This window comes from Streptococcus oralis (genome assembly GCF_018448765.2).
Taxonomy (GTDB): Bacteria; Bacillota; Bacilli; order Lactobacillales; family Streptococcaceae; genus Streptococcus; species Streptococcus oralis_BM.
In genome coordinates, this window is the sequence record NZ_JAHCMC020000001.1 from 678,032 (window position 1) to 692,783 (window position 14,752).

General features: G+C 41.0%; 14 protein-coding genes, 1 tRNA gene and 1 other RNA gene. 12 read left to right on the forward strand and 4 right to left on the reverse strand.

The window, feature by feature from the left end:
* The first annotated feature begins 5 nt into the window (after positions 1 to 5).
* From KIH88_RS03290 to trxB, 5 genes are all read left to right on the forward strand, one after another.
* On the forward strand, positions 6 to 362 hold the full coding sequence (locus KIH88_RS03290) for an arsenate reductase family protein (RefSeq protein ID WP_213988682.1): 357 nt from the start codon (positions 6 to 8) through the stop codon (positions 360 to 362).
* 156 nt (positions 363 to 518) lie between these two features.
* Positions 519 to 1,319 (forward strand): amino acid ABC transporter permease, encoded by an 801-nt coding sequence (locus KIH88_RS03295; protein WP_000219161.1) that lies wholly within the window; start codon positions 519 to 521, stop codon positions 1,317 to 1,319.
* Positions 1,319 to 2,062 carry an amino acid ABC transporter ATP-binding protein gene (locus KIH88_RS03300; protein WP_000590976.1) on the forward strand — a complete coding sequence of 248 codons (744 nt, stop codon included), beginning with the start codon at positions 1,319 to 1,321 and terminating at the stop codon, positions 2,060 to 2,062. Before KIH88_RS03295 ends, KIH88_RS03300 begins: the two co-directional genes overlap by 1 nt.
* Positions 2,063 to 2,139: 77 nt before the next feature.
* Complete coding sequence (locus KIH88_RS03305; RefSeq protein ID WP_007521457.1) at positions 2,140 to 2,364, forward strand: DUF4059 family protein; 225 nt, start codon at positions 2,140 to 2,142, stop codon at positions 2,362 to 2,364.
* Between the two features lie 65 nt (positions 2,365 to 2,429).
* Complete coding sequence (trxB, locus tag KIH88_RS03310) at positions 2,430 to 3,341, forward strand: thioredoxin-disulfide reductase (protein ID WP_007521459.1); 912 nt, start codon at positions 2,430 to 2,432, stop codon at positions 3,339 to 3,341.
* A gap of 182 nt (positions 3,342 to 3,523) precedes the next feature.
* Here the strand turns inward: trxB and rlmB are convergent, their stop codons facing one another.
* Both rlmB and def read right to left on the reverse strand, forming a co-directional pair.
* Complete coding sequence (rlmB, locus tag KIH88_RS03315) at positions 3,524 to 4,252, reverse strand: 23S rRNA (guanosine(2251)-2'-O)-methyltransferase RlmB (RefSeq protein ID WP_007521462.1); 729 nt, start codon at positions 4,250 to 4,252, stop codon at positions 3,524 to 3,526.
* Positions 4,253 to 4,296: 44 nt separating this feature from the next.
* Positions 4,297 to 4,908, reverse strand: a complete 612-nt coding sequence (gene def, locus KIH88_RS03320; RefSeq protein ID WP_001272963.1) for a peptide deformylase — start codon at positions 4,906 to 4,908, stop codon at positions 4,297 to 4,299.
* A gap of 155 nt (positions 4,909 to 5,063) precedes the next feature.
* Between def and KIH88_RS03325 the strand changes: the two genes are divergently transcribed.
* The 4 genes from KIH88_RS03325 to ssrA all read left to right on the forward strand — a co-directional run bounded on the left by KIH88_RS03325 (position 5,064) and on the right by ssrA (position 8,279).
* Positions 5,064 to 6,383 carry a CapA family protein gene (locus KIH88_RS03325; RefSeq protein ID WP_213988681.1) on the forward strand — a complete coding sequence of 440 codons (1,320 nt, stop codon included), beginning with the start codon at positions 5,064 to 5,066 and terminating at the stop codon, positions 6,381 to 6,383.
* Positions 6,384 to 6,406: 23 nt separating this feature from the next.
* Entirely contained in the window at positions 6,407 to 7,234 is an 828-nt protein-coding gene (locus tag KIH88_RS03330) for a Cof-type HAD-IIB family hydrolase (RefSeq protein WP_007521466.1), read from the forward strand.
* A gap of 1 nt (position 7,235) precedes the next feature.
* Positions 7,236 to 7,871: an SGNH/GDSL hydrolase family protein gene (locus KIH88_RS03335; protein ID WP_007521468.1), complete on the forward strand. Its 636-nt coding sequence runs from the start codon at positions 7,236 to 7,238 to the stop codon at positions 7,869 to 7,871.
* 60 nt (positions 7,872 to 7,931) lie between these two features.
* Positions 7,932 to 8,279, forward strand: a transfer-messenger RNA (tmRNA) gene (ssrA, locus tag KIH88_RS03340).
* A gap of 152 nt (positions 8,280 to 8,431) precedes the next feature.
* Here the strand turns inward: ssrA and KIH88_RS03345 are convergent.
* A tRNA-Ser gene (locus tag KIH88_RS03345) sits at positions 8,432 to 8,519 on the reverse strand.
* Positions 8,520 to 8,680: 161 nt separating this feature from the next.
* Between KIH88_RS03345 and KIH88_RS03350 the strand changes: the two genes are divergently transcribed.
* Genes KIH88_RS03350 through KIH88_RS03360 form a run of 3 tightly spaced genes read left to right on the forward strand, consistent with a single transcriptional unit; the run spans position 8,681 to position 12,284 of the window.
* Positions 8,681 to 9,421, forward strand: coding sequence for a DeoR/GlpR family DNA-binding transcription regulator (locus KIH88_RS03350; protein WP_061588075.1), 741 nt, complete (start codon positions 8,681 to 8,683; stop codon positions 9,419 to 9,421).
* Positions 9,418 to 10,329 (forward strand): 1-phosphofructokinase, encoded by a 912-nt coding sequence (pfkB, locus tag KIH88_RS03355; protein ID WP_213988680.1) that lies wholly within the window; start codon positions 9,418 to 9,420, stop codon positions 10,327 to 10,329. The genes KIH88_RS03350 and pfkB overlap by 4 nt, the downstream gene beginning before the upstream one ends.
* Complete coding sequence (locus KIH88_RS03360; RefSeq protein WP_213988679.1) at positions 10,326 to 12,284, forward strand: PTS fructose transporter subunit IIABC; 1,959 nt, start codon at positions 10,326 to 10,328, stop codon at positions 12,282 to 12,284. Before pfkB ends, KIH88_RS03360 begins: the two co-directional genes overlap by 4 nt.
* Before the next feature lie 104 nt (positions 12,285 to 12,388).
* Here KIH88_RS03360 and KIH88_RS03365 read toward each other — a convergent pair whose 3' ends face one another.
* Positions 12,389 to 14,710, reverse strand: coding sequence for a hypothetical protein (locus KIH88_RS03365; RefSeq protein WP_213988678.1), 2,322 nt, complete (start codon positions 14,708 to 14,710; stop codon positions 12,389 to 12,391).
* Positions 14,711 to 14,752 lie beyond the last annotated feature (42 nt).

The window sequence follows — 14,752 nt, forward strand, 5'->3', positions numbered from 1 at the left end:
AGAAGATGTTAGAATTTATCGAATACCCAAAATGTTCAACTTGTAAGAAAGCAAAAAATGAATTGGATAAACTTGGACTGGACTACAAAGCTGTCCACATCGTAGAAGAAACACCAAGTGAAGACGTGATTTTGAACTGGTTGGAAACCTCCGGTTTTGAAGTGAAACAATTTTTCAATACTAGCGGGATCAAATATCGCGAACTAGGCCTAAAAGATAAGGTAGGAAGTTTGTCAAAACAAGAAGCAGCCAAGCTTCTGGCTAGTGATGGCATGTTGTTAAAACGTCCAATCTTAGTGGAAAATGGTGCTGTTAAGCAAATCGGCTATAGAAAATCTTACGGGGAACTGGGCTTAAAATAGTTTTTATTTATCTCCTTGATAGGTAAAATATATAGCCTCCCTGTTTTAAAGTGTGATAAACTAGAAGGTAGACAAAGTCTGCTTTTCCCGTAGCAAATAATTTGCTTGCGAGCAGAAGTATGGTAGAATGAATCATTATCAGGAGAGGATGTTTTTATGACTGTTACAACATTTTTAGCATCAGATTGGTACCAAAGTTTGATGCAACTCATTCCGGATGGCAAGCTCTTTAGTTTGCGTTCGGTCTTTGATGGAATTCCAAGGATTGTCCAGCAACTGCCTACAACCTTGATGTTGACGCTTGGAGGTGCACTCTTTGGTTTGCTACTTGCCCTGATTTTTGCCATTGTTAAGATCAATCGTGTTAAGATTTTATATCCCTTGCAGGCCTTTTTCGTTAGCTTCTTAAAAGGTACTCCAATCCTAGTTCAACTTATGTTGACCTACTACGGAATTCCTTTGGCACTGAAAGCTATCAACCAACAATGGGGCACTGGTTTCAATATCAATGCGATTCCAGCAGCGCTTTTTGCGATTGTGGCCTTTGCTTTTAATGAGGCGGCTTATGCAAGTGAAACGATTCGTGCAGCCATCCTTTCTGTTAATCCAGGTGAAATTGAGGCGGCGCGTAGTCTGGGTATGACTCGTGCTCAAGTTTATCGTCGCGTGATTATTCCAAATGCGGCGGTGGTAGCGACACCGACTTTGATTAACTCTCTTATCGGTTTGACCAAGGGAACTTCTCTAGCCTTTAGTGCGGGTGTTGTTGAAGTTTTTGCTCAAGCTCAGATTTTGGGTGGAGCAGATTATCGTTACTTTGAGCGTTTCATCTCCGTAGCCCTTGTTTATTGGGTAGTCAATATCGGAATTGAAAGCCTCGGTCGTTTCATCGAGAGAAAAATGGCTATTTCTGCACCTGATACAGTGCAAACAGATGTGAAAGGAGACCTTCGTTAATGATTAAGATTTCGAATTTAAGCAAATCCTTTTCAGGACAAACTGTCTTGGATCATCTGGACTTGGATATCCAAAAAGGGGAGGTAGTGGCCTTGATTGGTTCATCTGGAGCTGGGAAATCAACCTTTCTTCGTAGTTTGAACTATCTTGAAACTCCAGATAGTGGAACGATTCAGATTGACAATTTTAAAGTTGATTTTTCTCAGATTAGCCAAGAAGAAATCCTAACCCTTCGTCGCAAGTTGTCTATGGTTTTCCAACAGTTTAATTTGTTTGAACGCCGAACTGCTCTTGACAATGTTAAGGAAGGTTTGGTTGTTGTCAAGAAATTATCGGATGAGGAAGCAACAAAAATCGCCAAGGAAGAGTTGGCTAAAGTTGGTCTTTCTGACCGTGAAAACCATTACCCTCGCCACTTATCAGGTGGACAAAAGCAACGGGTTGCCCTCGCGCGTGCGCTTGCTATGAAACCAGATGTCTTGCTCTTGGACGAGCCCACTTCAGCCCTTGACCCGGAGTTGGTCGGTGAAGTAGAAAAGTCTATTGCAGATGCTGCCAAGTCAGGTCAGACCATGATTTTGGTCAGTCATGATATGTCTTTTGTAACCCAAGTGGCAGACAAGGTTTTATTCCTAGATAAAGGGAAAATCATCGAGTCTGGCACACCGGATGAAATCATCAATCATCCAAAAGAAGAACGGACAAAAGAATTCTTCGCTAGTTACAAACGGACTTATATTTGATATAATAGAAAAAGGAAAACTCAGTTAGTTGGACTAGCTGAGTTTACTCTTTAAAAAAGATAGAAACGAGAGAGATCATGCTGCTGCAACTGTTTTCTTTATATTTCGAGAGTTTGATCTTAACGACCATCCTTGTCGTGATTTTTCTGGGGATTTGGATTGGATTGAGAGCCATGTCTGGTGTGGACAAGACAGCCAAGGCTCGTCAAGCTCATCTCTATGATATGATTATGATTGGAGTTTTGGTCGTTCCGGTGTTATCCTTTGCCGTCATGAGTCTCATTTTAGTTTTTAGAGCATAATGCTTGCTAAATAAACTTCAAACAGTTAGAATAAAGATAGTTACAACAAGAAAGAAGGAATCGAAATGTACGATACAATTATTATCGGTGCTGGGCCTGCGGGAATGACAGCTGCCTTATATGCGGCTCGAAGCAATTTGAAAGTTGCTCTCATTGAAGGTGGTCTGCCAGGTGGGCAAATGAACAACACATCTGATATTGAAAACTATCCAGGTTATGCCAACATCAGTGGACCTGAATTGGCTGAAAAAATGTTTGAACCACTTGAAAACCTTGGAGTGGAGCATCTTTATGGCTATGTTGAAAATATTGAAGACCAGGGGGACTATAAGAAGGTAATCACTGATGATCAAGTTTACGAAACCCGTACTGTCATCGTGGCAACTGGGTCAAAACACCGTCTCTTGGGTGTTCCCGGAGAAGAAGAACTGAACAGTCGAGGTGTTTCTTACTGTGCAGTCTGTGATGGAGCTTTCTTCCGTGACCAAGATTTGTTGGTAGTTGGTGGCGGAGATTCAGCGGTAGAAGAGGCTCTGTTCTTGACTCGCTTTGCCAAGTCTGTCACTATCGTTCACCGTCGTGACCAACTTCGTGCCCAAAAGGTTTTGCAAGACCGTGCCTTTGCAAATGAGAAAGTCAACTTTATCTGGGACTCTGTCGTCAAGGAAATTAAAGGTGAAAACCGAGTAGAATCTGTCGTATTTGAAAATGTAAAGACGGGTCAAGTGACAGAGCAAGCCTTTGGAGGTGTCTTTATCTATGTTGGTTTGGATCCCGTTAGCGATTTTGTTAAGGATTTGAACATCCAAGATCAGGCAGGCTGGATTGTAACAGATAACCACATGAAGACTGCCGTTGACGGTATCTTTGCAGTTGGTGATGTTCGCCAGAAAGACCTTCGTCAAGTCACAACAGCAGTTGGAGATGGGGCTATCGCAGGTCAAGAAGCCTATAAATTTATCACTGAACATAGTTAATACTCTTCGAAAATCTCTTCAAACCACGTCAACGTCGCCTTGGATTATATATGAGACTGACTTCGTCAGTTCTATCTGCAACCTCAAAACAGTGTTTTGAGCAGCTTGCGGCTAGTTTGCTCTTTGATTTTCATTGAGTATAATCATAAAAAAGTTTCCAATCAATCTGATTGGAAACTTTTTTATAGTCGATTTCGGAAAACTTCGTACATGAGAATGGCTGCAGCAACACTGGCATTGAGACTTTGAACATGTCCATTCATCGGAATGGTAATCATCTCATCAACCTGTTTTTTGATGTTGCTCGAGATGCCTTTTCCTTCATTTCCGATGATGAGGGCGATTTTCCCTTTTGTATTCCACTTGTGGCAAGGGGTACCGTTCATATCCGTTCCAAAGGTCCAGAAGCCTTCGTCCTTGAGCTTATCTAAGGTTTGACTAAGGTTAGTCACTCGAGCAATCGGTACGTGCTCAATAGCTCCAGTAGCCGTTTTGGCAACGACTGGAGTTACACCGACAGCTCTGTGCTTAGGAATGATGACTCCTGAAACGTTGGTTGCATCAGCAGTTCTCAAGATAGAACCTAAGTTGTGAGGGTCAGTTAACCCGTCCAGAATCAATAGCAAAGGATTTTCTTCTTGGCGTATTTTTGCAAGGATGTGATCCAGCTCGCTATAGGCAAATTCAGAAACTCGAAGGACAAATCCTTGATGGACAGCGCCTTCGGTCATTTCAGAGAGGGATTTTTTTGAGGTCCAAGAGATGGAGACCTTTTTCTCAGCAGCCAGTTCCTTTACTTTCTCAACATTCTTACCTCGGAGATCATCTTGGAGGTAGAGTTTGTTTCCTGTATTTGCAAGGAGGGCTTCGGTAACGGCGTGGACGCCATAGACAATATCATTTGTTTTCATGCCTTTATTATAACACAAAACCCCGTCTTGCAACGGGATTTTCTTTATTCGAGGATGAGGAGTCCATCTTTGATAGCAAATGGGTCTTTCTCATTGATACGATCGTAGAACATGATTCCGTTGATGTGGTCAATTTCATGTTGGACAACGATAGAGTTGTATCCTTTGAGCTTGATACGGTGTTTTTCTCCGTCCTTGTCAAAGTAATCAACAGTGACGCGAGCATGACGAACAACATAGCCGGGAACTACACGGTCGACAGATAGGCACCCTTCTCCTTCACCGAGGGCGGCGTCCTGAACAGAGTGAGAGACGATTTTGGGATTGTACATAACAGCTTGCAGGTCGTAGGCTTCCTGAGGAGTTTCACCTTCTTCCACAATATTTGGCACTAAAACAGCGATAATGCGTTTTGAGATATCTAACTGAGGAGCGGCCAATCCAACCCCACCGCGGAGTCCCATCTTTTCAGCCATAACAGGATCCTGAGAATTTTTGAGGAATTGCATCATCTTTTCTCCAAGGATGATTTCCTGGTCAGACAGTGGGAAAGTGACCTCCTCAGCAACCGCGCGTAAAGTTGGGTTCCCCTCACGGATAATATCGTTCATATTAATTAAATGAGCAGCTTTTGTAATACGTTCTATAGCAGACATTTTCTCTCCTTTCATTACCTCTACATGATAACACAAAATAGGCGAGAAAGAAAGTAACAGAAGTTCCTAAAAAATAATATAATAAACGGTATTCCTCTTTTGTCTGTGGTATAATAAAAGAAAAGACTTGCAGTAAAAGCAAGGGGGGAATAAAGATGGAAAAGCGACAAGATAGACGGTCTCATGGTCCTATTTTTGGATTGTTGAAGAGTAGTATTGGTTTCTTTAGGAATTATAAATCTTGGACAAATGCCCAGTTTATTACGGTGCTGTTGCTTGCAGTTTCCTTGTCTATGGGGCTGAACTTGTTGACCCAAGCAGTACAAGGGAACAAGGGAACAAGTCCGAGTGGTCAAACAGTTGATTCTGCTCAGACGTCTAGTCAGTCTAAGGAAAATCAGTCTGCCGAAACGACAGCTCGTATCATGGCAAATGGTGACCTTCTCTACCATATTCCTATCTACCGAACAGCTCTGAAAGAAGATGGAACCTATGATTTCCATGAAAATTTTGAGTATGTAAAACCCTGGCTCAAACAAGCGGATTTAGTGCTTGGTGATTTTGAAGGAACGGTGAACAAGGACCACTACTTGGCAGGTTATCCTCTCTTTAATGCACCTGGAGAAGTCATGGATGCGATCAAGGATGCAGGCTACCAAGTTCTAGACTTAGCTCATAATCATATTTTGGATTCTCAAATTGAGGGAGTGGTTTCGACAGCAGAAGCTATTGAAAAGGCAGGAATGACACCCATAGGAGTCTACACACATGAATCCCGTGACCAAGCTCCGCTAGTTATCAAGGAAGTCAATGGTATCAAGGTAGCTCTCCTAGCCTATTCTTACGGTTTTAATGGCATTGAGCAGTATATCTCTCAAGAGAATTATAATCGCTATCTTTCTGACCTGAATGAAGATAAGATGAAGGCGGAAATCGAACGAGCTGAGCAAGAGGCGGATATTACTGTCATCATGCCTCAGATGGGAATTGAGTACCAGCTAGAACCGACGGAAGAACAGAAAACACTGTACCATAAGATGATTGACTGGGGAGCTGATATTATCTTTGGAGGGCATCCTCATGTCGTTGAACCTGCTGAAACCGTTGAAAAAGATGGTGACAAAAAATTGATCATCTATTCCATGGGAAATTTCCTCTCAAATCAACGCATTGAAACCATGCAAGATGAGGAAAATGCCAAGTGGACGGAGCGCGGTGTTCTCATGGATGTGACCATTAAGAAAAAAGATGGCAAGACAAGGATTGAAACTGCTAAAGCACATCCTACTTGGGTCAATCGGACACCCAAAGGAACTTACTCTCCAGAAGGCTATCCGCTCTTCCTCTATCAGACCTATATCCTAGAGGACTTCATTGAGGGAGGCGGTTACCGTGACAAGTTGGACGAAGCGACTAAGGAACGAATTGACACGGCCTATAAAGAAATGAATGAACATGTGGGGTTGAAGTGGTAGGTGCTCACCCTAAAGGAGATAGGATGACGATTAAATTAATTGCAACAGACATGGATGGAACCTTGCTAGACCCGAGAGGTCAGCTGGATCTGCCCCGCTTGGAAAAGATTTTAGATCAGCTGGATCAAAGGGATATCCGTTTTGTCATTGCGACGGGAAATGAGGTCCATCGAATGAGGCAATTATTAGAACACTTGGCGAGTCGAGTGATCTTGGTTGTTGCTAACGGCGCTCGTATATTTGAGTATGATACGCTACTTCAGGCCCAGACTTGGGATGATGCTATGGTTGACAAGGCTCTCCTTCATTTTAAAGGGAGGGAGTGTCGAGATCAGTTCGTCGTTACCAGTATGAATGGGAGTTTTGTCAAGAAAGGAACTGTTTTTACAGAACTTGATAAATTTATGACTCCTGAGATGATTGAAAAACTCTATCGGCATACAAACTTTGTTGAAGAGCTCAGATCGGATCTCTTCGGTGGGGTGCTAAAGATGAGTATGGTCGTTGGTGAAGAACGCTCTAGTTCTGTTTTGCAGGAAATCAATGACCTCTTTGATGGGCATGTAAGAGCCGTTTCCAGTGGTTATGGTTGTATCGATATCCTACAGGCTGGTGTTCACAAGGCTTGGGGATTGGAAGAATTACTCAAGCGCTGGAATTTGCAATCGGAACAAGTCATGGCTTTTGGTGATAGCGAAAATGATATCGAAATGTTAGAACTGGCTGGAATTGCCTATGCGATGGAAAACGCAGCTGATGAGGTCAAGGCCGTTGCGACTGCCCTAGCTCCAGCTAACAGCCAGGCGGGCGTTTATCAAGTCCTAGAGAATTGGTTAGAGAAAGAGGGATAAGGTGGCAGTACAGTTATTAGAGAATTGGCTCCTAAAAGAGCAGGAAAAAATTCAAGCCAAGTATCGTGGATTGAATCAAATTTCTGTCCTAGAGCCAGATATCATCTTTATTGGTGATTCGATTGTGGAATATTACCCTCTGCAAGAGTTGTTTGGGACGGCCAAGACGATTGTCAATCGTGGCATCCGAGGATACCAGACGAGACTTTTATTAGAGAATCTGGATGCCCATCTGTATGGTGATGCTGTCGATCAAATTGTTCTCCTAATTGGGACAAATGATATTGGAAAAGATATTCCCATGAATGAAGCCTTGGATAATCTCGAGCGTGTAATCCAATCGATTGCCCGAGATTATCCGCTATCACAAATAAAGCTCCTTTCCATTTTGCCAGTCAATGAGGGAGAGAAATACAAGCAGACCGTTTATATCCGAACCAATGAAAAGATTAGAGAATGGAATCAAGCCTATGAGGCTCTAGCATCCGCCTATATGCAAGTAGATTTTGTGCCTGTTTATGATAGTTTGACAGATACAGAAGGACAACTCAAAAAAGACTATACAACAGATGGCCTCCATCTAAGTGTAGCCGGTTATCAAGTCTTATCGGAAGCCTTAAAAGGGGTTCTTTTCTAAAGAGGTGGCTTGATTTTGCATTTTTCATGAAGATAGGTTATAATGGTTCTATCGTCTTTTGGGGTCGTTACGGATTCGACAGGCATTATGAGGCATATTTTGCAACCCGTGTGGCGACGTAAACGCTCAGTTAAATATAACTGCAAAAAATAACACTTCTTACGCTCTAGCTGCCTAAAAACCAGCAGGCGTGACCCGATTTGGATTGCTCGTGTTCAATGACAGGTCTTATGATTAGCGAGATACGATTAAGCCTTGTCTAGTGGTTTGATAAGAGATTAATAGACTCGCAGTTCCTAGGCTTGAGTTATGTGTCGAGGGACTGTTAAAACAATACATAACCTATGGTTGTAGACAAATATGTTGGCAGGTGTTTGGACGTGGGTTCGACTCCCACCGGCTCCATTATTCCTTTGCATTCTATTGCATTCCTTGGTAAAACGTTGTTAAATCAACGTTTTTTATTTTTGTCTTTGGTATTCCTTGGTATTCTTTTGCTAAAAAAGGATACAAAAAAAGATACAACATTGTTGTATCTAAAAAATAATTTTGCTTTTCTACGGAAGACATGGGATTCGAACCCACGCACGCTGTTACACGCCTACCGCGTTTCCAACACGGCCTCTTAAGCCTCTTGAGTAATCTTCCAATACTTACTCAAATAGTCTACCATAAAGCCACTTATCTTGCAATAAAAATTTTGGAAATAAGAAAAATGATAGAATTTGAAAGAAAATGATAAAAAATGCTTGACTTTGATAGAAATTGTGCTAGAATGAATAGTGTAAACGATAACAGGAGGTGATTTGGTGTTAAAAACTGAGCGGAAGCAACTGATTTTAGAGGAGTTAAATCAACATCATGTAGTTTCCCTAGAAAAATTGGTTAATCTATTAGAAACATCAGAATCGACAGTACGAAGAGATTTGGATGAGTTGGAGGCTGAAAACAAGCTTCGCCGTGTGCATGGTGGAGCAGAATTGCCCCACTCCTTGCAGGAAGAAGAAACCATCCAAGAAAAATCTGTCAAAAACCTTCAAGAGAAGAAGCTACTGGCTCAAAAAGCAGCCTCTCTTATTAAGGAGCAAGATGTTATCTTTATTGATGCTGGAACGACAACTGCTTTTTTAATCAAGGAATTGGTTAATAAGAATATCACAGTTGTGACCAACTCCATTCATCATGCGGTTCAGTTGGTTGAAAAACAGATTCCAACTGTCATGGTTGGAGGAAGTGTCAAGATGGCAACAGATGCATGTATCGGTGGTGTTGCTCTTAACCAAATCAATCAATTGCACTTTGACCGTGCCTTTATCGGGATGAATGGTGTCGACGATGGTTATTATACGACTCCAGATATGGAGGAGGGAGCCGTTAAGCGTGCTATTTTAGAGAATGCCAAACAAACCTATGTCTTGGTGGATTCGTCAAAGATTGGACAAACTTGCTTTGCCAAGGTAGCACCACTTAAACGCGCTATTGTCATCACAAGTCAAGGGCATGAGCTCTTGCAGGCTATTAAGGAGAAAACGGAGGTAATAGAAGTATGATTTATACAGTCACACTCAATCCATCCATTGACTATATCGTTCGCTTGGACCAAGTTCAAGTCGGTAGTGTCAATCGTATGGACAGTGATGATAAGTTTGCTGGTGGAAAAGGAATCAATGTCAGTCGTGTCTTGAAACGCTTGGATATTCCTAATACTGCGACTGGATTTATCGGAGGCTTTACTGGTAAATTTATCACAGATACCCTTGCAAAAGAAGAAATCGAGACTCGTTTTGTCCAAGTAGCAGAAGATACTCGTATCAATGTCAAGATTAAAGCAGACCAAGAAACAGAAATTAATGGGACTGGTCCTAATGTTGAGCCCGAACAACTTGAAGAGTTAAAAGCCATTCTTTCAAGTCTGACAGCAGATGATACGGTTGTGTTTGCGGGTTCGAGTGCTAAGAACCTAGGCAATGTTATCTATAAGGATTTGATTGCATTGACACGCAAGACTGGTGCCCAAGTGGTTTGTGACTTTGAAGGACAGACCTTGATTGATAGCTTGGACTATCAGCCACTTTTGGTCAAACCAAATAATCACGAGCTTGGAGCTATCTTTGGAGTGAAACTCGAAAGTTTAGATGAAATCGAGAAATATGCTCGTCAGTTACTGGCCAAAGGAGCTCAAAACGTCATTATCTCTATGGCTGGTGACGGTGCCCTTCTTGTCACATCTGAAGGAGCATACTTCGCTAAGCCCATCAAGGGAACAGTGAAAAATTCAGTCGGGGCTGGTGACTCTATGGTCGCTGGGTTTACAGGTGAATTTGTCAAATCTAAAGATGCAGTAGAAGCCTTCAAATGGGGAGTTGCTTGTGGCACAGCAACTACTTTCTCAGATGACTTGGCAACAGCGGACTTTATTAAAGAAACATATGAAAAAGTTGAGGTAGAAAAACGATGAAAATTCAAGACCTATTGAGAAAAGACGTCATGTTGCTGGATTTGCAAGCAACTGAAAAAACAGCTGTCATTGAAGAGATGATTAAAAGTTTGGTAGATCACGGTTATGTGACAGATTTTGAAACCTTTAAAGAAGGCATTTTGGCGCGTGAAGCTCTAACTTCTACTGGTTTGGGTGATGGAATTGCTATGCCTCACAGCAAGAACTCTGCTGTCAAAGAAGCGACGGTTCTCTTTGCTAAGTCAAACAAGGGTGTTGACTATGAAAGCTTGGATGGGCAACCTACGGACCTTTTCTTCATGATTGCAGCTCCTGAAGGTGCCAATGATACCCACTTGGCAGCCTTGGCAGAATTGTCTCAATACTTGATGAAAGACGGTTTTGCTGACAAACTTCGCCAAGTAACATCTGCAGATCAAGTTATCGAACTATTTAACCAAGCTTCAGAAAAAGCTGAGGATCCTATCCCAGTACCTGCTAATGACTCTGGCGACTTTATCGTAGCTGTTACAGCTTGTACAACAGGGATTGCCCACACTTACATGGCCCAAGAAGCCCTTCAAAAAGTAGCTGCTGAAATGGGTGTTGGGATCAAGGTTGAAACCAACGGTGCTAGCGGTGTTGGTAACCAATTGACTGCGGAAGATATCCGCAAGGCTAAAGCTGTTATCATCGCAGCTGACAAGGCTGTTGAGATGGATCGTTTCGATGGAAAACCTTTGGTTAACCGTCCGGTTGCAGACGGTATCCGTAAGACTGAAGAATTGATTAACTTGGCTCTTTCAGGAGATGCTGATGTCTACCGTGCTGCTAATGGCGCAAAAGTTGCAACAGCAAGCAATGAAAAACAAAGTATCGGTGGCGCTTTCTACAAACACTTGATGAGTGGTGTATCCCAAATGTTGCCATTCGTTATCGGTGGTGGGATTATGATTGCCCTCGCCTTCTTAATCGACGGAGCTTTTGGTGTGCCACAAGATAGTCTTGGTAACCTCGGATCCTACCATGAGCTAGCTTCGATGTTTATGAAAATCGGTGGAGCAGCCTTTGGCTTGATGCTTCCGGTTTTTGCAGGATATGTTGCCTACTCTATCGCTGAAAAACCTGGTTTGGTTGCAGGTTTTGTGGCTGGTGCTATTGCCAAAGAAGGCTTTGCATTTGGTAAAATCCCTTATGCTGCAGGAGGAGAAGCAACTTCAACACTTGCAGGTGTCTCATCTGGTTTCCTAGGTGCCCTTGTTGGTGGATTTATCGCAGGTGCCTTGGTTCTCGCTATCAAGAAATACGTTAAAGTTCCTCGTTCACTTGAAGGTGCTAAATCTATCCTTATCCTACCGCTTTTCGGAACAATCTTGACAGGATTTGTTATGTTGGCTGTCAATATTCCAATGGCAGCAATCAACACTGCTATGAATGACTTCCTAGGCGGTCTTGGAGGAGGTTCAGCTGTCCTTCTTGGTATCGTTCTTGGAGGCATGATGGCTGTTGATATGGGTGGACCAGTCAACAAAGCTGCTTATGTCTTTGGTACAGGTACGCTTGCAGCGACTGTTTCTTCAGGTGGTTCTGTAGCCATGGCAGCAGTTATGGCTGGAGGAATGGTTCCACCACTTGCTATCTTTGTCGCAACCCTCCTCTTTAAAAATAAATTCACCAAAGAAGAACGTAACTCTGGTTTGACAAACATCATCATGGGCTTGTCATTTATCACTGAGGGAGCAATTCCATTTGGTGCCGCTGACCCAGCTCGTGCGATTCCAAGCTTTATCCTTGGTTCAGCAGTAACAGGCGGACTCGTTGGTCTTGCTGGTATCAAACTCATGGCACCACACGGAGGAATCTTCGTTATCGCTCTAACTTCAAATGCCCTCCTTTACCTTGCCTCTGTCTTGGTTGGTGCAATTGTAAGTGGTGTGGTTTATGGTTACCTACGCAAACCACAAGCAGTGAAATAAGTCAAGTAAATTTAGGGAACTATATATCTGTTTACACCAACCACAAGATGTAGTACTTCAACAATATCGAAAAAGACGATTTCCGTTTGGAAATCGTCTTCTCACTATTTCAATAGTTCATACTCAAATAATTTACTTTCAAGCTCATTTTCGTAGTATTCAGCTAATCTTTTCTTAAGCTCTTTTAGTTTAGTGTTAACTTTTTCATTGTTGAATATCTTTTTATCATTACTATCTTTGTATGATGTGTTTATCTCTAATTCAATTTGATAAGTGCCATAATTGTATTCCGGATTGTATTCTTGAGTATCTTTGACTAGTTCAAGTAATTCATCGAAGACACCTAACAACATTAAGTCCGCTCTATCAAGTTTCCCATATTTTTCTTGTTCGACTAATTCTTTACGGACTAGAGAGTTCTCATCTAAGCACATCTCGTTATTGTAAAATTTCCCATCAGAACCATGGAAGCTTAAACAATGATTTTTTTGAGATATACAAGTCCATAATGTAGATTTTCTGAGAAAATTTATATCCTTTTTATACAAATCCCCTTTGTCAGCAGTTGTATAGTAAATATCTCTTTCATACCAGTTTCTTTGAGGATACTGCTTGGCAACAAACAAAGCTGTCTGCTCTGCATAATTGGTTGTTCTAACTTGACTACCTCGTCCATGATATATAGCAATTCTAGTCATTCGTATATCCTGCGGAGTAGTACCAAAACCACTGGCTTCTATAACCGCTAAAATATTGTCATTATAAACAGGTTTCCCATAGCTTTTCAATGGCACTTCTCTACCATCGTAGCCAGTAGCAATTTTAGATAATACATCTGCTTTTACCTTTTTAGAGTAATATTCTCCTAGCGTTTTGTATACTTTTCTTATAGTGACATGCTTCACATCTTTAAGAATAGCATCCTCAGGTACATCAATGACTGCAGCCCCTTTTCCAGTTCCCCACTTTTTATCATCTTTCCAAATCTCTTTAGCTGGAACAGTTAAACTTTCTGTTATGGTATCAACTTCATTCTTCCATTGTGCGACTAAAACAGAACTTTCTTGTGCTTTAAAATTCCCTCTATTTGCTAAAAATCCATCAACGAAAGTTTTTTTCATTAATCCTACAGACTTCCAATACTTTACTGGTGCAAATAGGATGTAATAATCATGTTCGTTTCTCATAAAATACTTCTCAAACGACCAAACAAATTGATTGAGTAAATCTTTTGCATGACTACTATCCCCAGTAAATTCATCGGACATCAATTTTCTTATATAGCTGTATTTATCTTTAGATTTAATATTTCCTTCTTGAGCACGGGCTAACTCGCTAGAATAAGGTGGATTTTCATAACCAATAATTACAACATCCTTGTCATCTATGATTTCTTGTAATGTATTATGTTTTCCATCTGTTTCCATTGGAATTGACAAGAAATCTTCTGCCAAAGCATCACCACCTGTCACTAAGTTTCCCTTAACAGCTTTTACCATCGAAAGCGGTGGTATGATAGCCCTCACCTTTCCAATATATTTATTATACAAAACAAGCCATTCTTTGATTTCATAAGTATTCAAGACAACATGGCTTAACTCTTCTTCGGTTAAATAATGCTCTAATGCTCCTGTACCAGCACATCTATCCAAAATAACATAGTCCAAATCTTTAGGAAGACTGCTAATAGCTTGACGAACAAGTTTAGTTGCTTCTTTAACATAAGGTAACGGTGTATAAAACGCTCCTAGGTCTTTTCTATTTGCAGGATCATTTAAGGCGTCCATCACGGTTTCAAAATCACTTTCGTCTCCATTCCAAGGCAAGATATAGTTTTCGACTATTGAATTAGATGGTTGTCTTAGCATCTCAAACATTTGAGATTTTGTTGTTGTTTTATCGTGACGATATATGTAGTTCGCCCATCCTAAAATATTTGGAAAATCAATTTCAAATTTTTGATACTCGTTTATTTGGAATAATTCACGCAATTCACGATTTTTAGGGCTTTTTGGTTGAAAAATATCAAATTCAATTACTTTTTCAGGATTAGTAGCATCTTTTAAAGTATTCTGATGTACATTTTTTGATGCACTATTCGTATAATTTTGTAAAATTTCTAAACGATATTTAGTTGCATCATAAATACTAGCACGATTTTTATTAATATCAACTAAAACGATTTTGCTTGGTATAGGAATACCACCTTTAATCCTTAATTTAGACAGATAGTGTATAGCTTGAACAAGTACAGCATTAAGATCAGCAATGCTATTTTTAAATTCAAACAGAGCTCCGTTAATGATACCATCAGTATTTTCAATTAAAATATCTTTTTCATCAAAACCGAAATTTCTCCAGAAAAATACATTGTCAGCTCTTTCATTTCCAGATTGCCAACTTCTATCAATAGCTAGAGGTGTCATTTTACACCTCCAACAATCAACTCATTGAGTTGAGAAACAACA

Coding starts and splice junctions, on each gene's coding strand:
- KIH88_RS03290 (WP_213988682.1), top strand. CDS start 6: ATGTTAGAATTTATCGAATACCCAAAATGTTCAACTTGTAAGAAAGCA.
- KIH88_RS03295 (WP_000219161.1), top strand. CDS start 519: ATGACTGTTACAACATTTTTAGCATCAGATTGGTACCAAAGTTTGATG.
- KIH88_RS03300 (WP_000590976.1), top strand. CDS start 1,319: ATGATTAAGATTTCGAATTTAAGCAAATCCTTTTCAGGACAAACTGTC.
- KIH88_RS03305 (WP_007521457.1), top strand. CDS start 2,140: ATGCTGCTGCAACTGTTTTCTTTATATTTCGAGAGTTTGATCTTAACG.
- trxB (WP_007521459.1), top strand. CDS start 2,430: ATGTACGATACAATTATTATCGGTGCTGGGCCTGCGGGAATGACAGCT.
- rlmB (WP_007521462.1), bottom strand. CDS start 4,252: ATGAAAACAAATGATATTGTCTATGGCGTCCACGCCGTTACCGAAGCC.
- def (WP_001272963.1), bottom strand. CDS start 4,908: ATGTCTGCTATAGAACGTATTACAAAAGCTGCTCATTTAATTAATATG.
- KIH88_RS03325 (WP_213988681.1), top strand. CDS start 5,064: ATGGAAAAGCGACAAGATAGACGGTCTCATGGTCCTATTTTTGGATTG.
- KIH88_RS03330 (WP_007521466.1), top strand. CDS start 6,407: ATGACGATTAAATTAATTGCAACAGACATGGATGGAACCTTGCTAGAC.
- pfkB (WP_213988680.1), top strand. CDS start 9,418: ATGATTTATACAGTCACACTCAATCCATCCATTGACTATATCGTTCGC.
- KIH88_RS03360 (WP_213988679.1), top strand. CDS start 10,326: ATGAAAATTCAAGACCTATTGAGAAAAGACGTCATGTTGCTGGATTTG.
- KIH88_RS03365 (WP_213988678.1), bottom strand. CDS start 14,710: ATGACACCTCTAGCTATTGATAGAAGTTGGCAATCTGGAAATGAAAGA.